The 17,879-nt window shown below is 69.9% G+C and carries 13 protein-coding genes; 9 read left to right on the top strand and 4 right to left on the bottom strand.

Translation table 11 applies throughout. From position 1 onward, the window contains the following. Positions 1–55: 55 nt before the first annotated feature. The 4 genes from AC1MGR_RS15105 to AC1MGR_RS15090 form a co-directional block, all read right to left on the bottom strand. The gene (locus AC1MGR_RS15105) at positions 56–2,878 is read right to left on the bottom strand and encodes a bifunctional transaldolase/phosoglucose isomerase (protein ID WP_480232130.1); all 2,823 of its coding nucleotides are present in this window, start codon (positions 2,876–2,878) and stop codon (positions 56–58) included. Between the two features lie 194 nt (positions 2,879–3,072). After that, positions 3,073–5,148, bottom strand: coding sequence for a transketolase (tkt, locus tag AC1MGR_RS15100; RefSeq protein WP_480232129.1), 2,076 nt, complete (start codon positions 5,146–5,148; stop codon positions 3,073–3,075). A 52-nt stretch (positions 5,149–5,200) separates the two neighbouring features. Continuing rightward, positions 5,201–7,105 carry a glycoside hydrolase family 15 protein gene (locus AC1MGR_RS15095; RefSeq protein ID WP_480232128.1) on the bottom strand — a complete coding sequence of 635 codons (1,905 nt, stop codon included), beginning with the start codon at positions 7,103–7,105 and terminating at the stop codon, positions 5,201–5,203. 144 nt (positions 7,106–7,249) lie between these two features. Then, positions 7,250–7,804 (bottom strand): hypothetical protein, encoded by a 555-nt coding sequence (locus AC1MGR_RS15090; protein ID WP_480232127.1) that lies wholly within the window; start codon positions 7,802–7,804, stop codon positions 7,250–7,252. A gap of 43 nt (positions 7,805–7,847) precedes the next feature. Here AC1MGR_RS15090 and AC1MGR_RS15085 point away from each other — a divergent pair, with 43 nt between their 5' ends. From AC1MGR_RS15085 to AC1MGR_RS15045, 9 genes are all read left to right on the top strand, one after another. After that, complete coding sequence (locus tag AC1MGR_RS15085; RefSeq protein WP_480232126.1) at positions 7,848–8,030, top strand: hypothetical protein; 183 nt, start codon at positions 7,848–7,850, stop codon at positions 8,028–8,030. Between the two features lie 106 nt (positions 8,031–8,136). Then, the gene (locus AC1MGR_RS15080; protein WP_108039151.1) at positions 8,137–8,724 is read left to right on the top strand and encodes an ANTAR domain-containing protein; all 588 of its coding nucleotides are present in this window, start codon (positions 8,137–8,139) and stop codon (positions 8,722–8,724) included. A 13-nt stretch (positions 8,725–8,737) separates the two neighbouring features. Continuing rightward, positions 8,738–9,754: a CmpA/NrtA family ABC transporter substrate-binding protein gene (locus tag AC1MGR_RS15075; protein ID WP_480232125.1), complete on the top strand. Its 1,017-nt coding sequence runs from the start codon at positions 8,738–8,740 to the stop codon at positions 9,752–9,754. A 414-nt stretch (positions 9,755–10,168) separates the two neighbouring features. Continuing rightward, on the top strand, positions 10,169–11,458 hold the full coding sequence (locus tag AC1MGR_RS15070; protein ID WP_480232124.1) for a CmpA/NrtA family ABC transporter substrate-binding protein: 1,290 nt from the start codon (positions 10,169–10,171) through the stop codon (positions 11,456–11,458). Beyond that, a complete protein-coding gene (gene ntrB, locus AC1MGR_RS15065) occupies positions 11,458–12,336 on the top strand; it encodes a nitrate ABC transporter permease (RefSeq protein WP_108039163.1) in 879 nt (292 codons plus the stop codon). The genes AC1MGR_RS15070 and ntrB overlap by 1 nt, the downstream gene beginning before the upstream one ends. A gap of 12 nt (positions 12,337–12,348) precedes the next feature. Continuing rightward, positions 12,349–13,143: an ABC transporter ATP-binding protein gene (locus AC1MGR_RS15060; RefSeq protein ID WP_108039165.1), complete on the top strand. Its 795-nt coding sequence runs from the start codon at positions 12,349–12,351 to the stop codon at positions 13,141–13,143. 16 nt (positions 13,144–13,159) lie between these two features. Beyond that, complete coding sequence (locus AC1MGR_RS15055; protein ID WP_108039167.1) at positions 13,160–14,380, top strand: FAD-dependent oxidoreductase; 1,221 nt, start codon at positions 13,160–13,162, stop codon at positions 14,378–14,380. 11 nt (positions 14,381–14,391) lie between these two features. Beyond that, positions 14,392–16,179, top strand: coding sequence for a NirA family protein (locus AC1MGR_RS15050; RefSeq protein ID WP_480232123.1), 1,788 nt, complete (start codon positions 14,392–14,394; stop codon positions 16,177–16,179). After that, entirely contained in the window at positions 16,176–17,777 is a 1,602-nt protein-coding gene (locus AC1MGR_RS15045; protein WP_480232122.1) for a sulfite reductase subunit alpha, read from the top strand. The genes AC1MGR_RS15050 and AC1MGR_RS15045 overlap by 4 nt, the downstream gene beginning before the upstream one ends. Positions 17,778–17,879: the final 102 nt, after the last annotated feature.

Raw genomic sequence — 17,879 nt, 5'->3', positions numbered from 1 at the left:
TTGTCGGGAGCGGGCGGTTCTCAAAGTCTCCGGCGCGTGTGCCCGGGGGCTGACGCTAGAGCGCGGCCCGGATCGCCGCGGCGATGCGCTTCAGACCGGCCTCGACCTGGCCGCCCTTGATATGGACGCGCAGGGCCCGGCGCCGGCGCTCGGCCAAGACCGCGAAGTCGCCCCGGGCCTGAGCCGCCACCACCGTGCCGAAACCGAGGGTGCGCCCAGGAATCGCGAGATCCGCGGAAGGATCGGCCGTGATCTGCAGGAACACGCCGGTATCGGGCCCACCTTTGTAGGCCTGACCGGTGGAGTGCAGGAAGCGCGGTCCGAATTCGAGGCAGGTGGCGAGGCGGCGCTTGTCGCGCAGCGCAACCCGGGCCTCCTGCAGGATCGCGTGATGGCCGGGATTGCGCGCCACATAGGCCAGCAGCGCCACGTAGTCGCCGTCCTTCGCCCGGGCGAGATGGGCGGCAATGGCTGCCTCGAGCCCTTCGCTGGCCTGGGACAGGGCGCCGGCATTGCCCGCATCCGCGTAGAGGGCGATCGTCTCGTCAGCGAAGATCGGCGTCTCGCCCGGCAGGGCGCCGCTCTTCTCGGCCGCGTCGAACAGCTTCTTCGTCTCGATCTTGCTCGCCTCGACGTCGGGCTGGTCGAAGGGATTGATGCCGAGCATCGCCCCCGCGACCGCCGTGGCGATCTCGAACCGGAAGAATTCCTGCGGCAGCTGCTCCTCGTTGGCCAGGGTGACGTGCGCCACCGGATGCCCCTCGCGCTCGAGGTTGCGCACCGCTTCGTCTTGGTGGGGATCGGCGCGGCCGTCGAGGCGCAGATAGACGAAGAAGCGGTCGCGACCGTAGACGGCGGGCACGTCGACGGGCTCGCCGTCGATAGGGATCAGGCCCTTGCCCGCTTTGCCGGTGGATTCGGCGATGAGCTGCTCGGCCCAGGCGCCGAAGGTGTCGATGCCCGGAGAGGCGATGATCGTGACCTTGTCGCGGCCGGCGCTCAGCGCAGCCGCCCCCATGGCCGCGCCGAGGAGCACGCCCGGGTTCTGAGCCGGCGGGACGGCAGGGCCACAGGAGCGGACCATGATCCGGGCGGTGTCGAGGAAGGCCTTCACGTCGATGCCGGAGGCGGCCGCCGGTACGAGGCCGAACGCCGAGAGCACGGAGTAGCGCCCGCCGATCTGCGGCACGCCATAGAAGATTTTCCGGAAATTGTCCGTCTGCGCCGCCTTTTCCATGGCGGACCCCGGATCGGTGACGGCGACGAAGTGGGCTCCCGCCTGATCGGCGCCGACCGTTTCCTTCATCCGGCCGAGGAAATAATCCCGGAAGACGTTGGGCTCGAGGGTCGAGCCCGACTTGCTCGCCACGATGAACAGCGTGGTCGGCAGGTTGATCGCGGCTTCCGTTTCGCGGACCTGATCCGGGTCGGTGGAGTCGAGGATCCGCAGCCGGGGGAAGCCCTCACGGCTGCCATACGTTTCCGCGAGCACTTCCGGGCCCAGGCTCGACCCGCCCATCCCAAGCACGACGACATCGCTGAAGCCCCCGGCCCGAACGTCCTCGGCGAAGGTTTCGTAGTCGGCGACATGCTCGAGTTCGTCCTCGACGATCCGCAGCCAGCCGAGCCAGCGGTCCTCGTCCGCCCCGCTCCAGACGGTCTTGTCGTGCGCCCAGAGCCGGCGGATCTTGCCGGAGGCGCGCCATTCCTCGACCGCCTTCTTGGCAGCCGTGCCGAGCGCCTCTCCGAGCACCAGGGTCTGCGCGTCGAGCTTCGGCCCCAGGAAATCGGCTCGCTTGGCCGCCACCGCGCCGAGGAGCTTGTCGGCCGCGTCGATGAAGAGTTGGACGCCCTCGTCGACCAGGGTGTCGCCGACCGACTCGATGTTGATGCCGGCCTCGGCGAGACGCGCCATCACGGCCTGCGCGCCCGCGACGTCGCTCTCGATGGCGGCCTTGACGGTGCCGTGGTCGCGGAACGCGTCCATAGTGGCTGGCGGCATGGTGTTGACGGTGTCGGGGCCGATCAGCTCCTCGACGTAGAGCACGTCGGAATAGGCCTTGTTCTTCACGCCCGTGGAGGCCCAGAGCAGGCGCTGCGCCTTGGCGCCCTTCCGCGCGAGGGCCTGCCAGGCCGGCTCGGCATGGATGGCCTTGTAGCGCTGGTAAGCGAGCTTGGCATTGGCGATGGCGACCTTGCCCTTGAGGTCGTCGAAGCCCCCGGCCTCGTCCAGGGCCTTGTCGACGGCCACATCGATGCGGCTGATGAAGAAGCTCGCCACGCTGGCGACCTTCGAGACGTCGCCGCCCTTGGCTCCGAAGGCCTCCAGGCCGGCGATGAAGGCGCGGGCCACCGCCTCGTAGGTGTCGACCGAGAACAGCAGGGTGACGTTGATGCTGATGCCGTCGGCGGTGAGGGCCTGGATCGCCGGGATGCCCTGGCGGGTCGCCGGCACCTTCACCATCAGGTTGTCGCGGGCCACCATCTTGTGGAGGCGGCGGGCCTCCGCCAGCGTCTCCTCGGTGTCGAGGGCGAGATAGGGCGAGACCTCCAGGCTGACGTAGCCGTCGGCCCCGTCGCTCTCGTCGTAGACCGGGCGCAGCACGTCGGCGGCCGCCTGGATGTCGGCCACCGCGCAGCCCTCGTAGAGGTCGATGACCCGGGCGTCGCCCTTGTCCATCACGGATTTCAGGGCGTCGTCGTATTCCGACGAGCCGCCGATGGCCTTCTCGAAGATCGAGGGGTTCGAGGTGACGCCGCGCAGGCCGTCCTCGTCCACGAGAGCCTTGAGCTTACCCTGCGCAACGAATCCGCGGGCGACGAAATCGAGCCACACGGCCTGACCCTGTTCGGGGAAGAGAGCCTTGAGCGGGTTCATGGGAAACTCCTCGTCGTCCGGGCGCCGGGCAGGGAGCCGCGTCGCCGATATCCATCACCGGTTCTGCGCATCTCCCCCCCGAGGGGAGGAGAGGATGGTCGGTTGGCCGGCCCGCTTCCGGCTGCGGAGGCTGGCGGCACCGACCCGGGCCTCGGACCTCCCCCCGAAAGGGGAGAGGAACCGTTCGCGCCGACTTATTTGCTGTGCCGGGCGATCTGATCGCGGGCGGCCTGGAGCACCTTCTCGGGGGTGAAGCCGAACTTCGTCTGCAGGTCCTTGATCGGCGCCGAGGAGCCGAAGGTGTGCATGCCGATGATCGTGCCGGCCGAACCCGCATAGCGGTCCCAGCCGATGACCGAGCCCTGCTCGACGGCGACGCGGGCCAGCACCTCGGGCACGAGCACGCTGTTGCGGTAGCGTTCGTCCTGGCGCTCGAACAGGTCCCAGGACGGCATCGAGACGACGCGGGCCTTCACGCCCTCCGCCTTCAGGGCTTCGTAGGCCGTGACGCAGAGCTGCACCTCCGATCCCGTACCGATGAGGATGACCTCCGGCGTGCCCTCGCAGTCGGCGAGCACGTAGCCGCCCTTGGCGGTTCCGGATGCGGCCGCATACGTCGACCGGTCCAGGGTCGGCAGCGGCTGGCGGCTGAGGGCCAGCACCGCCGGCTGGTCCTTCAGGCTCATGATCACCCGGTAGGCCTCCGCGACCTCGTTGGCATCCGCCGGACGCAGGGTGACGAGGCCGGGGATCGCCCGCAGCGTCAGCAGCTGCTCCACCGGCTGGTGGGTCGGTCCGTCCTCACCGACGCCGATCGAATCGTGCGTGAAGACGTGGAAGACCGGCACCTCCATCAGCGCCGCGAGGCGGATCGGCGGGCGCATGTAGTCGGCGAAGACCAGGAAGGTGGCGCCGTAGGCCCGCAGACCGACGAGGCCGAGACCGTTCACGATCGAACCCATCGCGTGCTCGCGCACGCCGAAGTGGATGTTGCGCCCGCCGGGCTCGAAGGGCGTGAGCGAGCCGGCGCCCTCGAAGGTGAGGTTGGTCTTGTTGGACGGCGCGAGATCGGCCGAGCCACCCAGCATGAACGGCACGTGCTGCGCGATGGCGTTCAGCACCTTGCCGGAGGATTCACGGGTGGCGAGGCCCTTGGCGTCCGCCTCGAAGACCGGGATGTCCTTGTCCCAGCCAACCGGCAGACGGCCCTCGAGATAGGCGTCCAGTTCCTCGGCATGCGCCGGGTCCGCCGCCTTGGCCTCGTGGAAGAAGCCCTCCCAGGTGGCGTAGAGCTCGGCACCGCGCTTGCCGATACCGTTGCGGAAGTTGTCGTAGACCCCGTCGGGCACCAGGAACTGCGCATCCTCGGGCCAGCCATAGGCGCGCTTGGCGCCCTTGACCTCGTCCTCGCCGAGGGCGTCCGAATGGGCCTTGGCGGTGTTCTGCTTCTTGGGCGCCCCGTAGCCGATGATCGAGTTGACGACGATCAGCGTCGGGCGGTCGCTGGACTGGAGGAAGGTCTCCAGGGCGGACGAGATCGCGTGGACGTCGTTGGCGTCGGCGACGCGCAGGACCTGCCAGCCATAGGCGAGGAAGCGGGCCGCGACCTCCTCGGAGAAGGCGAGCTCGGTGTGGCCCTCGATCGTGATGGTGTTGTTGTCGTAGATCCAGCACAGGTTCGACAGGCGCAGGTGCCCGGCGATGGAGGCCGCCTCGGAGGCGACGCCTTCCATCAGATCGCCGTCGGAGCAGATGGCGTAGACGTTGTAGTCGAACAGCGGCAGGTCGGGCCGGTTCAGGCGCTCGCCGAGGAAGCGACCGCCCATCGCCATGCCGACGGAGTTCGCCACACCCTGGCCCAGCGGCCCGGTGGTGGTCTCGACGCCGGTGGTGAAGTGGTACTCGGGATGGCCCGGGGTGCGGCTGTCGAGCTGGCGGAAGTTCTTGAGGTCATCGATGGTGAGGGCGGGCGCGTTGCCGCCGTCCTTCTCGGTGACGCCGGCGAGATGGATCAGGCCGTAGAGCAGCATCGAGGCATGGCCGGCCGAGAGCACGAAGCGGTCGCGGTTGGGCCAATGCGGGTGCGCCGGGTCGTAGCGCAGGTAGCGGTTCCAGAGGGTGTAGGCCACCGGCGCCAGCGCCATCGGGGCGCCGGCATGGCCGGAATTGGCCTTTTGCACCGCGTCGATGGCGAGCGTCCGGAGCGTATCGATGCTGAGCTTGTCGATCTCGCTCAGGACCGCGTTCGGCTTGGTATCTGCTCCGCTCATCTCTCATCGTCCTTCATCTGTGGGCTTGTTCGCCTGGCGCGTCGGAAAACGCTCAGGCGTCGCGCCGTTGGGGTGCGGGCATGGTCGCACCCGGGGATTCGGCTTCCGCGGAGCCGCTGCTCCGCTCCCTGGCCGGCCCCTTGGCCCGGCTGTAGTTGAGAATGGTGTTGACCAGCGTGACGTGGCTGAAAGCCTGCGGGAAGTTGCCCACGAGGCGCCGGGCCTTCACATCATACTCCTCCGCCACCAATCCGACATCGTTGCAGACGCCGATCAGCCTCTCGATCAGCGCACGCGCCTCGTCGCAGCGCCCGAGACCGATGAGGTTGTCGGCGTACCAGAAAGAGCAGGGCAGGAACGCGCCCTCGTCGCCGGGCAGCCCGTCGGTGGTCTGGTTCTCGGTGTCGTAGCGCAGCACGAAGCCGTCGCGCATCAGGGTGCGCCCGATCGCCTCCACGGTCCCGACCACCCGCGGGTCGTCCTGGGGCAGGAAGCCCATATGGGCGATGAGCAGCAGGCTCGCGTCGAGGCGCTTCGAGCCATAGGACTGCACGAAGCTGTTCAGGTCCGGATCGAAACCCTTGGCACAGACCTCGGCGTGGATCTCGTCGCGGATCTCGCGCCAGCGCGCCACCGGGACCTCGCGGGCCTGCTTCGGACGATGACTGATGCCGGTGGTCCGGATCTCGTCCTGTTCGCGGGTCTCGGCCTCCTCGAAGGACCGGATGGCCCGGTCGAAGGCGACCCAGGCCATGACCTTCGAATGCACGAAGTGCCGGCGCCCGCCGCGCACCTCCCAGATGCCCTCGTCCGGCGTGCACCAGACCTTCTCCAGGTGGCGCAGCAGCGCCTCGCCGACCCGCCAGCCGTCCGCGTCCCCCTGAAGACCGCGCTGGCGCGCCTGATAGAGCGCGTCGAAGATCTCGCCGTAGACGTCGAGCTGGAACTGCTCCACCGCCGCGTTGCCGATGCGCACGGGCTTCGAATTCTCGTAGCCCGGAAGCCAGTCGAGTTCGATCTCGGGCAGCATGCGCTCCCCGGCGATGCCGTACAGGATGTGGGCCTGCTCCGGATTGCCGGCCACGGCGCGCACCAGCCAGTCGCGCCAGGCGCGGGCCTCGTCGATGTAGCCGCCATCCATCAGGGCGATCAGGGTGAAGGTGGAATCGCGCAGCCAGCAGAACCGGTAATCCCAGTTGCGCACGCCGCCGAGATCCTCCGGCAGGGAGGTGGTGGGCGCGGCCACGATGCCGCCGGTGGGCTGGTAGATCAGCGCCTTCAGGGTGAGCAGCGAGCGCTTCAGGATCGCGTCCCAGGGCGTGCCGGCGGCGGCGCGGCTGGACCAGTCGCGCCAGTAGCGATCGGTCTCGAACAGCACCTTGCGCGGCTGGATCGGCGCCGGGTCGTCCTCGTGGGAGGCCCCGTAGCTCAGGCTGAATGCCACGCTCTGCCCGGCTTCCACCGTGAATTCCGAGACGGTGGTCTGATCCTGGCCGAATGTCGGCACGAGGGTGCGCAGCACCACCTTGTGCGGCCCCGAAATCGCACGGAGATCGCCGAGTTCGTTGTGCGAGACCCAGGGCACCGCCAGTCCGTAATCGAAGCGGACGCGAAGGCGCATCCGCATGGGCACGGACCCCTCCAGCCCTTCGACGATCCTGACGAGGTGCGCGCCGTCGTTGGCGGGCATGTAGTCGGTCACCCGCACGATCCCGGCGGCGGTCTCGTGCCGGGTCTCCAGGACGAGGCTTCCCTCGCGATACGCGCGCGTCGTGGTGGCCGCATCCGCAGGACCGAGCTTCCAGTAGCCGTGATCCTCGGTACCGAGCAACGCGGCGAAGCAGGCGGCGGAATCGAAGCGGGGCCAGCAGAGCCAGTCGACGCTGCCGTCGCGGGCGATCAGCGCAGCGGTACGGCCATCGCCGACGAGCGCGTAATCCTCGATCCGTCCGGCCATTCAGGTCCTCGTGTCCGCGCCGCCGAGCGTCAAACGGCGCGCGGCGGTGCATCATCGCTGGCGTCCACCTAATCCCCGAACCCGGCAGGGTCCAGGGTCAGCGCGGCAATTGCCGCGTGTGGGACGCGCGAAACGACACCCGGATCAGCGTAGCCGCTCGACCCAGCCGGAAACGGCGGCCCCGAGCGTGGCGGTTTCGGCACCGAGCGCCGCGCCCTGCGCGCCCATGAAGGCCCCGGCCGCTGCGCTGGCCCGGGTCACGGCACGGATCGTCGGTGCGAACGGCAGGGCGACCTCCGGCAACACGCCCTCGTCCGGGTCGGCGGTGGCGCTGGCGGCCTCGACCTCCGCCACGAAGGGCAGGGGCTTGTCTGCCGCGGGAGGGGCCTTGCCGACGACGCGCGGCGCTTCGACCCGGCGGGGGGCCACCACCAGGCGCGTCGCCGTCCGGGGCATGACCCGATGGGCCTGGACGACGGGGGCCGGCTCCGCCTGGGCGACGACGACCAGCGGGAATTGGGTCTGGAAGGCGAGGGGCGCCGGGATGTGGGGCGTCTCGACCACCGCCTCGGGCGCGGCCGCGACCGCCGTCGCCGGAGCCGACGCGGGGGGCGCCACGACCGTCGGCTCGTGACAGAGGTAGGAAGCGCCGCCGAGGAGGATCGCCATCAACAGGGTAGGCAGGAGGGGCGGGGTCACGCCGCGTGCCGTGCCCGTGTCGAACGCCGAGGGAGCGGGGGGCGTGCACGCTGACATCCGGGTCACCTCGCTGCGTGATTCGACGATCGGTTCGATGGCCGTCGACATTAGCCGGTCCGTTTGCGGCGGAACCTGGGCTGTTTCCTCTCCCAACGGTAACGTTCGTCCGGGCATGACGCTTGCCTGCTGGATTTTGCCTGCTGGATTTTGCCGGTTGGATTTCTGACCGGGAGATTTCTCGCCGACGTCCCTGTCGCCCGGCGACGGAACATGGCAGGTCTCAGCCCGGCAGCGACCTGCCGCCCCTCATCCCGATCCCTCCTCAGACCCCGATGACCGAGCCGACCCTCACCGTCGCCGTGATCGATCCGAGCCGGGCGCGCGCCGCGATTCTCGAGGAGGGACTCATGGCGTCGGGCTTCACCCGCGTGGTGGTCCTGCCGGACACCGCCGACCTGCCGGCCCGGGTGGCGGCCCTGAACCCGGACGTGGTCGTGATCCACCTGGAAAGCCCGAGCCGGGACATCCTGGAGCAGATGTCGGGCCTCTCCCGGCACGTGGAGCGGCCGGTGGCGATGTTCGTCGACCGTTCCGACGTGCCGATGATGCAGGCGGCGATGGATGCGGGCATCTCCGCCTACGTCGTCGACGGCTTGCAGCCGCAGCGCATCCGCTCGATCCTCGACGTCGCGATCCTGCGCTTCAACGCCTTCGCGCGCCTGCAGCGCGAGTTGTCGGAGGCGCGGGGCGAGCTCGCCGACCGCAAGCTGATCGAGCGGGCCAAGGGCATCCTGATGACGGCCAAGGGCCTCTCGGAGGAGGAGGCCTACCGGACGATGCGGCGCAAGGCCATGAACGAGAAGCGGAAAATCGCCGACATCGCCCGCGCCATCGTGACCGCGGCGGATCTCCTGGGATGAGAGGCCTGCCCGGATGAGACTCGCCCTCGGATACGTGCCGCTCATCGACGCGGCGCCCCTGATCGCCGCCGTGGAGGGCGGCTTCACCGCCGCCGAGGGCCTGGCGGTGGACCTCGTCAGCGAGCCCTCCTGGGCGACGCTCCGGGACAAGCTGGCGCTCGGGCACCTCGACGGCGCCCACATGCTGGCGCCCCTGGCCCTCGCCAGCGCCCTCGGCATCAGCGGCCCGGAGACCGACTTGGTGGTGCCCCTCGGGCTCAGCCTCAACGGCAACGCGATCACGGTCTCGCGCCCGCTCTGGGCCGAGATGGCGCCGGAGGGCGACGATCTCGACACGATCGCACGCGCGTTTTCCCGTGTCGCACGCGTGCGGGTCACACAGGGTCGCCCCCTGACGCTGGGCACCGTGCACCCGTTCTCGTGCCATACCTACCAGCTCCGGATGTTCGCGGCCCGCGGCGGACTCGACCTCGACGCCGCGACCCGGCTGGTGGTGATTCCGCCGCCCTGGATCGCCGAGGCCCTGCGCTCCGGGCAGATCGACGGGTTCTGCGCCGGCAGTCCCTGGAACAGCGTCGCGGTGGCCGAGGGCTACGGCCGCATCATCGCCCTGGGCTGCGATTTGGCGCCGGACTGCCCGGAAAAGGTGCTGGCCCTGCCCGCCTATGCGGCGGAGACGAGCGCCGCCCTGGTCCGGGCGGTGCGCCGGGCCGGGCGCTGGTGCGCGGCCCCCGAGAACCGGGGCGAGCTGGCGAGCCTGCTCGCCCATCCGAGCCATCTCGGCATCGATCCGGGGCTCATCCGCCGGGCCCTGGCCGGCACCGTGGTCGTCGATCCGGACGGGACCGCGGCGCACGCGGCGCGCTTCGTGGTGTTCGGCGCCGAGGCCGAGCCGCCGCGGCCCGACCACGCCGACTGGATCCTCGCCCAGATGGGAGCCGCCGGGCAGGTCGTGCCCGGACCGGCCCTGGCCGAGCGCGCGCGGGGTATCATCCGGCCCGACCTCTACGCCGCGTCCCTGGCGGACTGAGCGACGAGGCTGCTGCCCGCACCGGCAACCTGCCCGCGGATTGTGCAGCGCACCCGGTGGCGCGCAAGCGGGCAGGCGGCGTCCGGCGCAGGCCGGATCCGTCCGCTTTCCGACGCTTCCGCGGGGGTGGAACGCAGCGGCGCGCGGTGAGGCATTCGGGACAAAAGCCAACCCGGCGAACATCTTGGAACGATTCCGAAGCGATCCGGAGCGCAGTGCTCCGGCCGTTCGGTAGAACTTGGCACGTCCCGTGCAGTGCATCCGAGGCTCGCCAACGATGACGAGCCTTATCCGTCGGCAGAGCCGCTGACCCGAGTCCCCCACGGAACGCAGATCTTGCGTTCGATGGATGTGCTTGGTCGGCGGTTTTTTCTTTTGGCGGGTGCTCCCTTGCTTTCGAGGATGTCGGGTTCGATGACTGACGGTTTCCGCAACAACCGCCGTGATCTGCTGAAGGGCGCTGCCGCGACGCTGTCCCTGGCGGCGCTTGCCCGCACCGCCCTGCCGGGAGGCGCCTTCGCGCAGGGCGCCGGCCCCGAGGTGAAGGGGGCCAAGCTCGGCTTCATCGCCCTCACCGACGCGAGCCCGCTCTTCGTGGCCAAGGAGAAGGGCTTCTTCGCCAAGCACGGCATGCCCGACGTCGAGGTGCTCAAGCAGGCGTCCTGGGGCACCACCCGCGACAACCTCGTGCTGGGCTCCGAAGGCAACGGCATCGACGGCGCCCACATCCTGACGCCGATGCCCTACCTGATCTCGGCCGGCCGGGTGACGCAGAACAACGTCCCCGTGCCGATGCACATCCTGGCCCGGCTCAACACCAACGGCCAGTGCATCTCGGTGGCCAAGGAGTACCTCGACCAGAAGGTCGCCCTGGACGCGCGGGTGTTCAAGGCGGCGATCGAGAAGAAGAAGGCCACCGGCAAGTCGGTGAAGGCGGCCATGACCTTCCCGGGCGGCACCCACGACCTCTGGATCCGCTACTGGATGGCCGCCGGCGGCATCGACCCGGACAAGGACATCGAGACCATCGTCGTGCCGCCGCCCCAGATGGTGGCGAACATGAAGGTCGGCACCATGGACTGCTTCTGCGTCGGCGAGCCGTGGAACGCCCAGCTGGTGCAGCAGGGCCTCGGCTACACCGCGCTCACCACCGGCGAGCTCTGGAAGGACCATCCCGAGAAGGCCTTCGCCATGCGGGCCTCCTTCACGGAGAAGTACCCGAACGCCACCAAGGCCCTGCTGATGGCGGTGCTCGAAGCCCAGCAATGGTGCGACAAGCCCGAGAACAAGGACGAGGTCGCCGCCATCGCGGCCAAGCGCCAGTGGATGAACGTCCCGGTCTCGGACGTCGCCGGCCGCATCAAGGGTACGATCGATTACGGCGACGGCCGCGTGGTCGAGAACAGCCCCTTCGTGATGAAGTTCTGGAACGACAACGCCTCGTATCCCTACCAGTCGCACGACCTCTGGTTCCTCACCGAGGACATCCGCTGGGGCAAGTTCGACGCGCAGACCGACACCAAGGCGCTGATCGCCAAGGTGAACCGCGAGGACCTCTGGCGCGAGGCCGCCAAGGCCCTCGGCGTCACCGCGATCCCGGCCTCCACCTCCCGCGGCAAGGAGACCTTCTTCGACGGCAAGGTCTTCGATCCGGCCGATCCCGCCGCCTACCTGTCCAGCCTCGGCATCAAGAGGATCGCGTGATGGCCAACACCACCACCATCGCCGCCAGCCCGATCGCCGCCGCGGCGCCCAAGCCGAAGCGGGCGCCCCTCGTCACGAGAGCCACCCTCAACACCATCGCCAAGAACCTCGCCAAGAACCTGATCCCGCCGGTCGTGGTGCTGATCGCGTTCCTGGTGATCTGGGAGATGCTGTGCTCGCGCCCCGGCGCCGGCCTGCCGCCGCCCTCGCGGGTCGTCACCGAGGCCTGGGACATCATCGCCCACCCGTTCTACGACAACGGCGGCACCGACAAGGGCCTGTTCTGGCACATCGCCGCCAGCATCCAGCGCGTGGCCCTCGGCTTCGCCCTGGCCACCGTGGTCGGCATCCTCACCGGCACCCTGATCGGGCAGTCGGAATGGGCCATGCGCGGCCTCGACCCGATCTTCCAGGTGCTGCGCACGATCCCGCCCCTGGCCTGGCTGCCGCTCTCGCTCGCCGCCTTCCGGGACGGCCAGCCGAGCGCGATCTTCGTGATCTTCATCACCTCGATCTGGCCGATCATCATCAACACGGCGGTGGGCATCCGGAACATCCCGCAGGACTACCGCAACGTGGCGGCGGTGCTGCGCCTGAACCCGCTGGAATTCTTCGCCAAGATCATGCTGCCCTCGGCGGCCCCCTACATCTTCACCGGCCTGCGCATCGGCGTCGGCCTGTCCTGGCTCGCCATCGTGGCGGCCGAGATGCTCATCGGCGGCGTCGGCATCGGCTTCTTCATCTGGGACGCGTGGAACTCCTCCCACATCTCCGAGATCATCGTCGCCCTCGTCTATGTCGGCATCATCGGCTTCATCCTCGACCGCTTCGTCGCCTTCGTCGGCACCCTGGTCACCCGCGGCACCGCGACGGCCTGAGGAGGAATTCCCATGAGCTATCTCAGCATCGAGAACGTCGGCATCAGCTTCACCCGCGCGGGCCGCACCAACGAAGTCCTGCGCGACGTCAGCGTGAAGATCGACAAGGGCGAGTTCGTCTCCCTGATCGGGCATTCGGGCTGCGGCAAGTCGACAGTGCTCAACATCGTGGCCGGCCTGCTCAAGGCCTCCACCGGCGGCGTGCTCCTCGAGGGCAAGGAGGTGAACAGCCCCGGCCCGGACCGCGCCGTGGTGTTCCAGAACCACTCGCTCCTGCCCTGGCTCACCGTGCGCGAGAACGTGGCGCTCGCCGTCGACAAGGTCTTCAAGGGCAGGAAGTCGAAGGCCGAGCGCAATGCCTGGATCGACCACAACCTGTCGCTCGTGAACATGACCCACGCCGCCGACCGGCGCCCCAGCGAGATCTCGGGCGGCATGAAGCAGCGCGTCGGCATCGCCCGGGCCCTGGCGATGGAGCCGAAGGTGCTGCTCCTCGACGAGCCCTTCGGCGCCCTGGACGCGCTCACCCGCGCCCATCTCCAGGATTCGCTGATGGACATCCATGCCCGGCTGAAGAACGCCGTGATCATGATCACCCACGACGTCGACGAGGCGGTGCTCCTCTCCGACCGCATCGTGATGATGACCAACGGCCCCTCGGCCACGGTCGGCGAGATCCTGACCGTCGATCTCGAGCGGCCGCGTCGCCGCCTCGAACTCGTGGAGGACGCGACCTACACCCATGCCCGCGCCGAGGTGCTCGAATTCCTCTACGCGCGCCACGCCAAGCCCGCCATCGCGGCCTGACAAACAGGCGCTGGCGATGAAGGAGCGTCTGGTGGTCATCGGCAACGGCATGGCGTCGTTGCGCTTCCTGGAGCGGCTCACCGAGCGGGCGCCGGGCCTGTACGACGTCACCGTCGTCGGGGCCGAACCGCAGGCGGCCTACAACCGCGTGCTGCTCTCCTCGCTGCTCGGCGGCGAGGTCGACGAGGCGGGCTGCGCCTTCCGCGGCCTCGACTGGTACGCCGACCACGGCATCCGCCTCATCACCGGCGCCCCGGTCACCGCGATCGACCGCGAGAACGGCCTGGTGATGGTGGGGGAGGCCCACGTCCTGCCCTTTGACAAGCTGGTCCTCGCGGTGGGCTCGTTGCCGATCCGGCTGCCGAAGCCCGGCATGGACCTGCCGGGCGTGCTCACCTTCCGGGATCTCGCGGATGTCGCCGCCATCCGCAAGGCGGCCGTCGAGCACGCCAAGGCCATCGTGATCGGCGGCGGGCTCCTCGGCCTGGAGGCCGCCGTCGGCCTGGCGCGGCTCGGCGTCGACACCACCCTCCTGCACGTCATGGACCGGCTGATGGAGCGCCAGCTCGACCACGCCGCCGCCGGCCTGGTGAAGCGGGCCATGGAGGCGCGCGGGGTCAAGGTGCTCCTCAAGGCCGACACCGCCGCGGTCGAGGGCGAGGGCCGGGTCGAGCGCCTGGTCCTCTCCGACGGCACCGTGCTGCCGGCCGACCTCGTGGTGATGTCGGTGGGCGTGCGGCCCAACGTGGGGCTGGCCCGGGATGCCGGGATCGAGACCGCGCGCGGCATCCTGGTGGACGACCGGATGCAGTCGTCGGATGCCCGCATCTCCGCCCTGGGCGAGTGCGCCGAGCACCGGGGCCAGGTCTACGGCCTCGTCGAGCCCGCCTACGAGCAGGCCGAGACCCTGAGCCGCCACTTCGTCGGCGAGGCGGCGAGCTACCTCGGCACCGCCCTCTCCACCAGCCTCAAGGTCTCGGGCCTGCCGGTCTTCTCGGCCGGCCAGATCGAGGCGCCCGAAGGGGCCGAGACCGTGCTGATGTCGGATCCCGGCCTCGGCCTCTACCGCAAGCTCGTCGTCGCCGAGGACCGGCTCCTCGGCGCGGTCTTCGTCGGCGACATCGCCGAGCAGGGCTGGTGCAAGGAGCTGATCCGCACCGGCGCCTCGATCGCCGAGCACCGCGACGACCTCCTGTTCGGGCGCCCCGCGCCCGCATCCCAACCCCTCGCAGCGTGAGGAGGCTACCCATGGCCGATGCATTCAACGCCGAGCAGAAGCGCTACCTCGAAGGCTTCGCCTCCGGGATCAGCGCGGCCCGCCTGACCGGCGGCCTCGCCGCCGCGCCGAGCGCCGCGCCGCCGGCCGAGCCCACCGGCCCCGACGCGATCCACATCAAGGCGCAGGACGCCACGGTGAAGGCTGGCGGCAAGCTCTGCGAGCAGGAGAAGTGGAAGCGCGCCGAGAACCCGTTCGACGGCCACAACCGCCTCATCGCCGAGGCCCAGACGGGCAGGGCGCCCAAGCCCGAGGACAATTTCCGCTGGCGCTACCACGGCCTGTTCTGGGTGGCCCCGGCCCAGAATTCCTACATGTGCCGCCTGCGCATCCCCAACGGCATCCTGCACCACTGGCAGTTCTCCGGCATCGCTGACCTGGCCGACGCCCATGGGGGCGGCTACGCCCACGTCACCACCCGGGCCAACCTGCAGGTCCGCGAGATCACCCCGGAGCACGGCCAGCCCTTCCTCGACGGGCTGGTCGACCTCGGCCTCACCGCCCGGGGTGCGGGCGCCGACAACATCCGCAACGTCACCGGCTCGCCGGTGGCCGGCATCGACGCCCAGGAACTGCTGGACACCCGGCCCCTGGCGAAGTCCTGGCACAACCACATCCTCAACGACCGCTCGCTGTTCGGCCTGCCGCGCAAGTTCAACGTCGCCTTCGACGGCGGCGGCGTGATGCCGGTACTGGAGGAGACCAACGACATCGGCTTCCAGGCCGTGCGGGTGCTGGAGGGGGCGAGCGTCGCCCCGGGCGTGTGGATGCGCCTCGTGCTGGGCGGCATCTCGGGGCACCGGGACCTCGCCCGCGACACCGGCGTCGTGCTGCGGCCGGAGGATTGCAACCGGGTCGCCGACGCCATCCTGCGGGTCTTCATCCGACACGGCGACCGCACCAACCGCAACAAGAGCCGGATGAAGTACGTCCTCGACGCCTGGGGCTTCGAGAAGTATCTCGCCGCCGTCGAGGAGGTGCTGGGGACCAAGCTCGACCGGGTCGATGCGGCCCACGTCGCGCCCCGCGGCGGCATGGACCGCTTCGCCCATGTGGGCGTGCACCGTCAGGTCCAGGAGGGCCTGAACTGGGTCGGCGTGATCCTGCCCGTCGGCAAGATGACCACCGACCAGATGCGCGCCCTGGCGGCGATCGCCTCCGAATGCGGCGACGGCGCCATCCGCATGACCGTCTGGCAGAACTTCCTGTTCTCCGGCGTGCCCGACGCCAAGGTCTCCGAGGTCCGGGAGCGGGTCGCCGCCCTCGGCCTCACCACCGAGGCGTCGAGCATCCGCGCCGGCCTCGTGGCCTGCACGGGCAATCGCGGCTGCAAGTTCGCCGCCTCCGACACCAAGGGCCACGCCCTGGTGATCGCCGATTACATCGAGGCGAACCTGACGGAGCTGGACGTTCCGGTGAACGTCCACCTCACCGGCTGCCACCATTCCTGCGCCCAGCACTACATCGGCGATATCGGGCTGATCGGCGCCAAGGTCGTGGTCTCGGAGGAGGGCGACACCGTCGAGGGCTACGACATCGTCGTGGGCGGCGGGTTCGGGGACTCGCCGAAGATCGGCACCGAGATCTGGAAGGCCGTGCGGGCCGAGGAGTGCCCGCCCCGCATCGAGGCGCTGCTGCGCAGCTACCTCGCCCGGCGCACAGGCCCGGAGGAAAGCTTCCAGGCCTTCACCGCCCGCACCGGCCCCGAGTCGCTGCGCAACATCGCCGAAGAGCAACCCGTCCTGAAGGCCGCCGCATGAGCGAGCACGTCACGCCCCCCCTGGTCCTCATTCCCGAGACCGCCCCGTTCGACCCGGACCAGCGCGCCTGGCTCTCGGGCTACTTCGCCGCCTTGCTGGGGCCCGCCGTCGAGGGCGCCACGGCCCTGGCAGCGGGCGAGGCGCCGGCCGGCGGCCCAACGCTGGCCGACAACGACGACGCGCCCTGGCACGACCCCTCCCTGCCGCTGCCCGAGCGGATGGAGATGGCCAAGGAACGGCCGGAGGCGCAGAAGCTGATGGCCGCCATGGCGCAGCAGGATTGCGGCCAGTGCGGCTACAACTGCGCCGACTACGCCAACGCCATCTTCCTCAAGAACGAGGAGCGCCTGAACCTGTGCCAGCCCGGCGGCAAGGACACGCTCCGGATGCTGAAGAAGCTCGACGAGGAGTTCGGCGCCGCCGGCGGCGCCGCGCCGAAGACGGCCGAGGCCACCGCGCCCAAGGCCGCCCCCGAGCCCGGCCCCCTCGGCTTCTGCCGCGAGAACCCCGTGGAGGCGACCTTCGTCTCGCGCACGCGCCTCAACGCGCCGGGCGGCGAGAAGGAGACTTGGCACATCGAGATCGACCTCACCGGCACGCCCATCGACTACGTGGTCGGGGATTCCCTCGGCCTGTTCCCCGCCAACGCCCCGGCCCTGGTGGACGCGGTCATCGCCGAGCTCGGCGCGCGGCCCGAGCGCAGGATCGGGGGCAAGACCCTGCGCGACCGGCTGCTGACCGACTACGCGCTGGGCGGCGCGCCGGACGGGCTCTACCAGCTGCTCTCGCTGCTCACCGCGGGCGAGGCCCGCCGGAAGGCGCAGGCGCTGGCGGCCGGCGAGGACCCGGACGGCGACGCCGCCCATCTCGACGTGCTCGGCGCGCTGCACAAGTTCCCCGGCGCCCGCCCCGACGCGGAGGTGTTCCTGGAGGCCCTCGACGAGCTGCAGCCGCGGCTCTACTCGATCTCGTCCTCGCCCAAGGCCGATCCGGGCCGGGTCTCGCTCACCGTCGACGCGGTGCGCTACAGCCACCGCTCGCGCCTGCGCCTCGGCGTGGCCTCGACCCACCTGGGCGAGCGCATCCCCGAGGGCATGCGGGTCAAGGTCTACCTGCAGAAGGCGCACGGCTTCGCCCTGCCGGAGGACCTCTCGAAGGACGTCATCATGGTCGGGCCCGGGACCGGCATCGCGCCGTTCCGCGCCTTCCTGCGCGAGCGGGACGCCACACAGGCGCCGGGCCGCAACTGGCTGTTCTACGGCCACCAACGCCAAGCCTCGGACTTCTTCTACAAGGACGAGCTCAACGCCCTGAAGGACCGCAAGGTGCTCACCCGCCTGTCGCTGGCCTGGTCCCGCGACGGCACCGAGAAGACCTACGTCCAGGACCGCATGCGCGAGACCGGCGCGGAGCTGTGGACCTGGCTCGAGGGCGGTGCGCATTTCTACGTCTGCGGCGACGCCAAGCGCATGGCCAAGGACGTGGAGCGGGCGATCATCGACGTCGCCGGGCAGTTCGGCGGCAAGAACCCCGACGAGGCGGTCGCCTACCTCGCGCATCTGAAGAAGACCGGGCGGTATCAGGCCGACGTGTACTGAGCGCGCCATCTCAACCCTCTCCCCTCTGCGGGGGAGGGTGGCCCGCGCATGCGGGTCGGGAGAGGGGAGCACCGCCCTTTCCGAAACGGTCGCGCGGGGCCC

Source organism: Methylobacterium sp. BI1 (assembly GCF_056680125.1).
Note: the sequence above shows the minus strand (reverse complement) of the source record. Positions and strands in the feature narration are given on the sequence as shown.

Excerpts from the sequence above, each read along its gene's own strand:
- AC1MGR_RS15105 (WP_480232130.1), bottom strand. The coding sequence starts at position 2,878 with ATGAACCCGCTCAAGGCTCTCTTCCCCGAACAGGGTCAGGCCGTGTGG.
- tkt (WP_480232129.1), bottom strand. The coding sequence starts at position 5,148 with ATGAGCGGAGCAGATACCAAGCCGAACGCGGTCCTGAGCGAGATCGAC.
- AC1MGR_RS15095 (WP_480232128.1), bottom strand. The coding sequence starts at position 7,105 with ATGGCCGGACGGATCGAGGATTACGCGCTCGTCGGCGATGGCCGTACC.
- AC1MGR_RS15080 (WP_108039151.1), top strand. The coding sequence starts at position 8,137 with ATGACCGAGCCGACCCTCACCGTCGCCGTGATCGATCCGAGCCGGGCG.
- AC1MGR_RS15075 (WP_480232125.1), top strand. The coding sequence starts at position 8,738 with ATGAGACTCGCCCTCGGATACGTGCCGCTCATCGACGCGGCGCCCCTG.
- AC1MGR_RS15070 (WP_480232124.1), top strand. The coding sequence starts at position 10,169 with ATGACTGACGGTTTCCGCAACAACCGCCGTGATCTGCTGAAGGGCGCT.
- ntrB (WP_108039163.1), top strand. The coding sequence starts at position 11,458 with ATGGCCAACACCACCACCATCGCCGCCAGCCCGATCGCCGCCGCGGCG.
- AC1MGR_RS15060 (WP_108039165.1), top strand. The coding sequence starts at position 12,349 with ATGAGCTATCTCAGCATCGAGAACGTCGGCATCAGCTTCACCCGCGCG.
- AC1MGR_RS15055 (WP_108039167.1), top strand. The coding sequence starts at position 13,160 with ATGAAGGAGCGTCTGGTGGTCATCGGCAACGGCATGGCGTCGTTGCGC.
- AC1MGR_RS15050 (WP_480232123.1), top strand. The coding sequence starts at position 14,392 with ATGGCCGATGCATTCAACGCCGAGCAGAAGCGCTACCTCGAAGGCTTC.
- AC1MGR_RS15045 (WP_480232122.1), top strand. The coding sequence starts at position 16,176 with ATGAGCGAGCACGTCACGCCCCCCCTGGTCCTCATTCCCGAGACCGCC.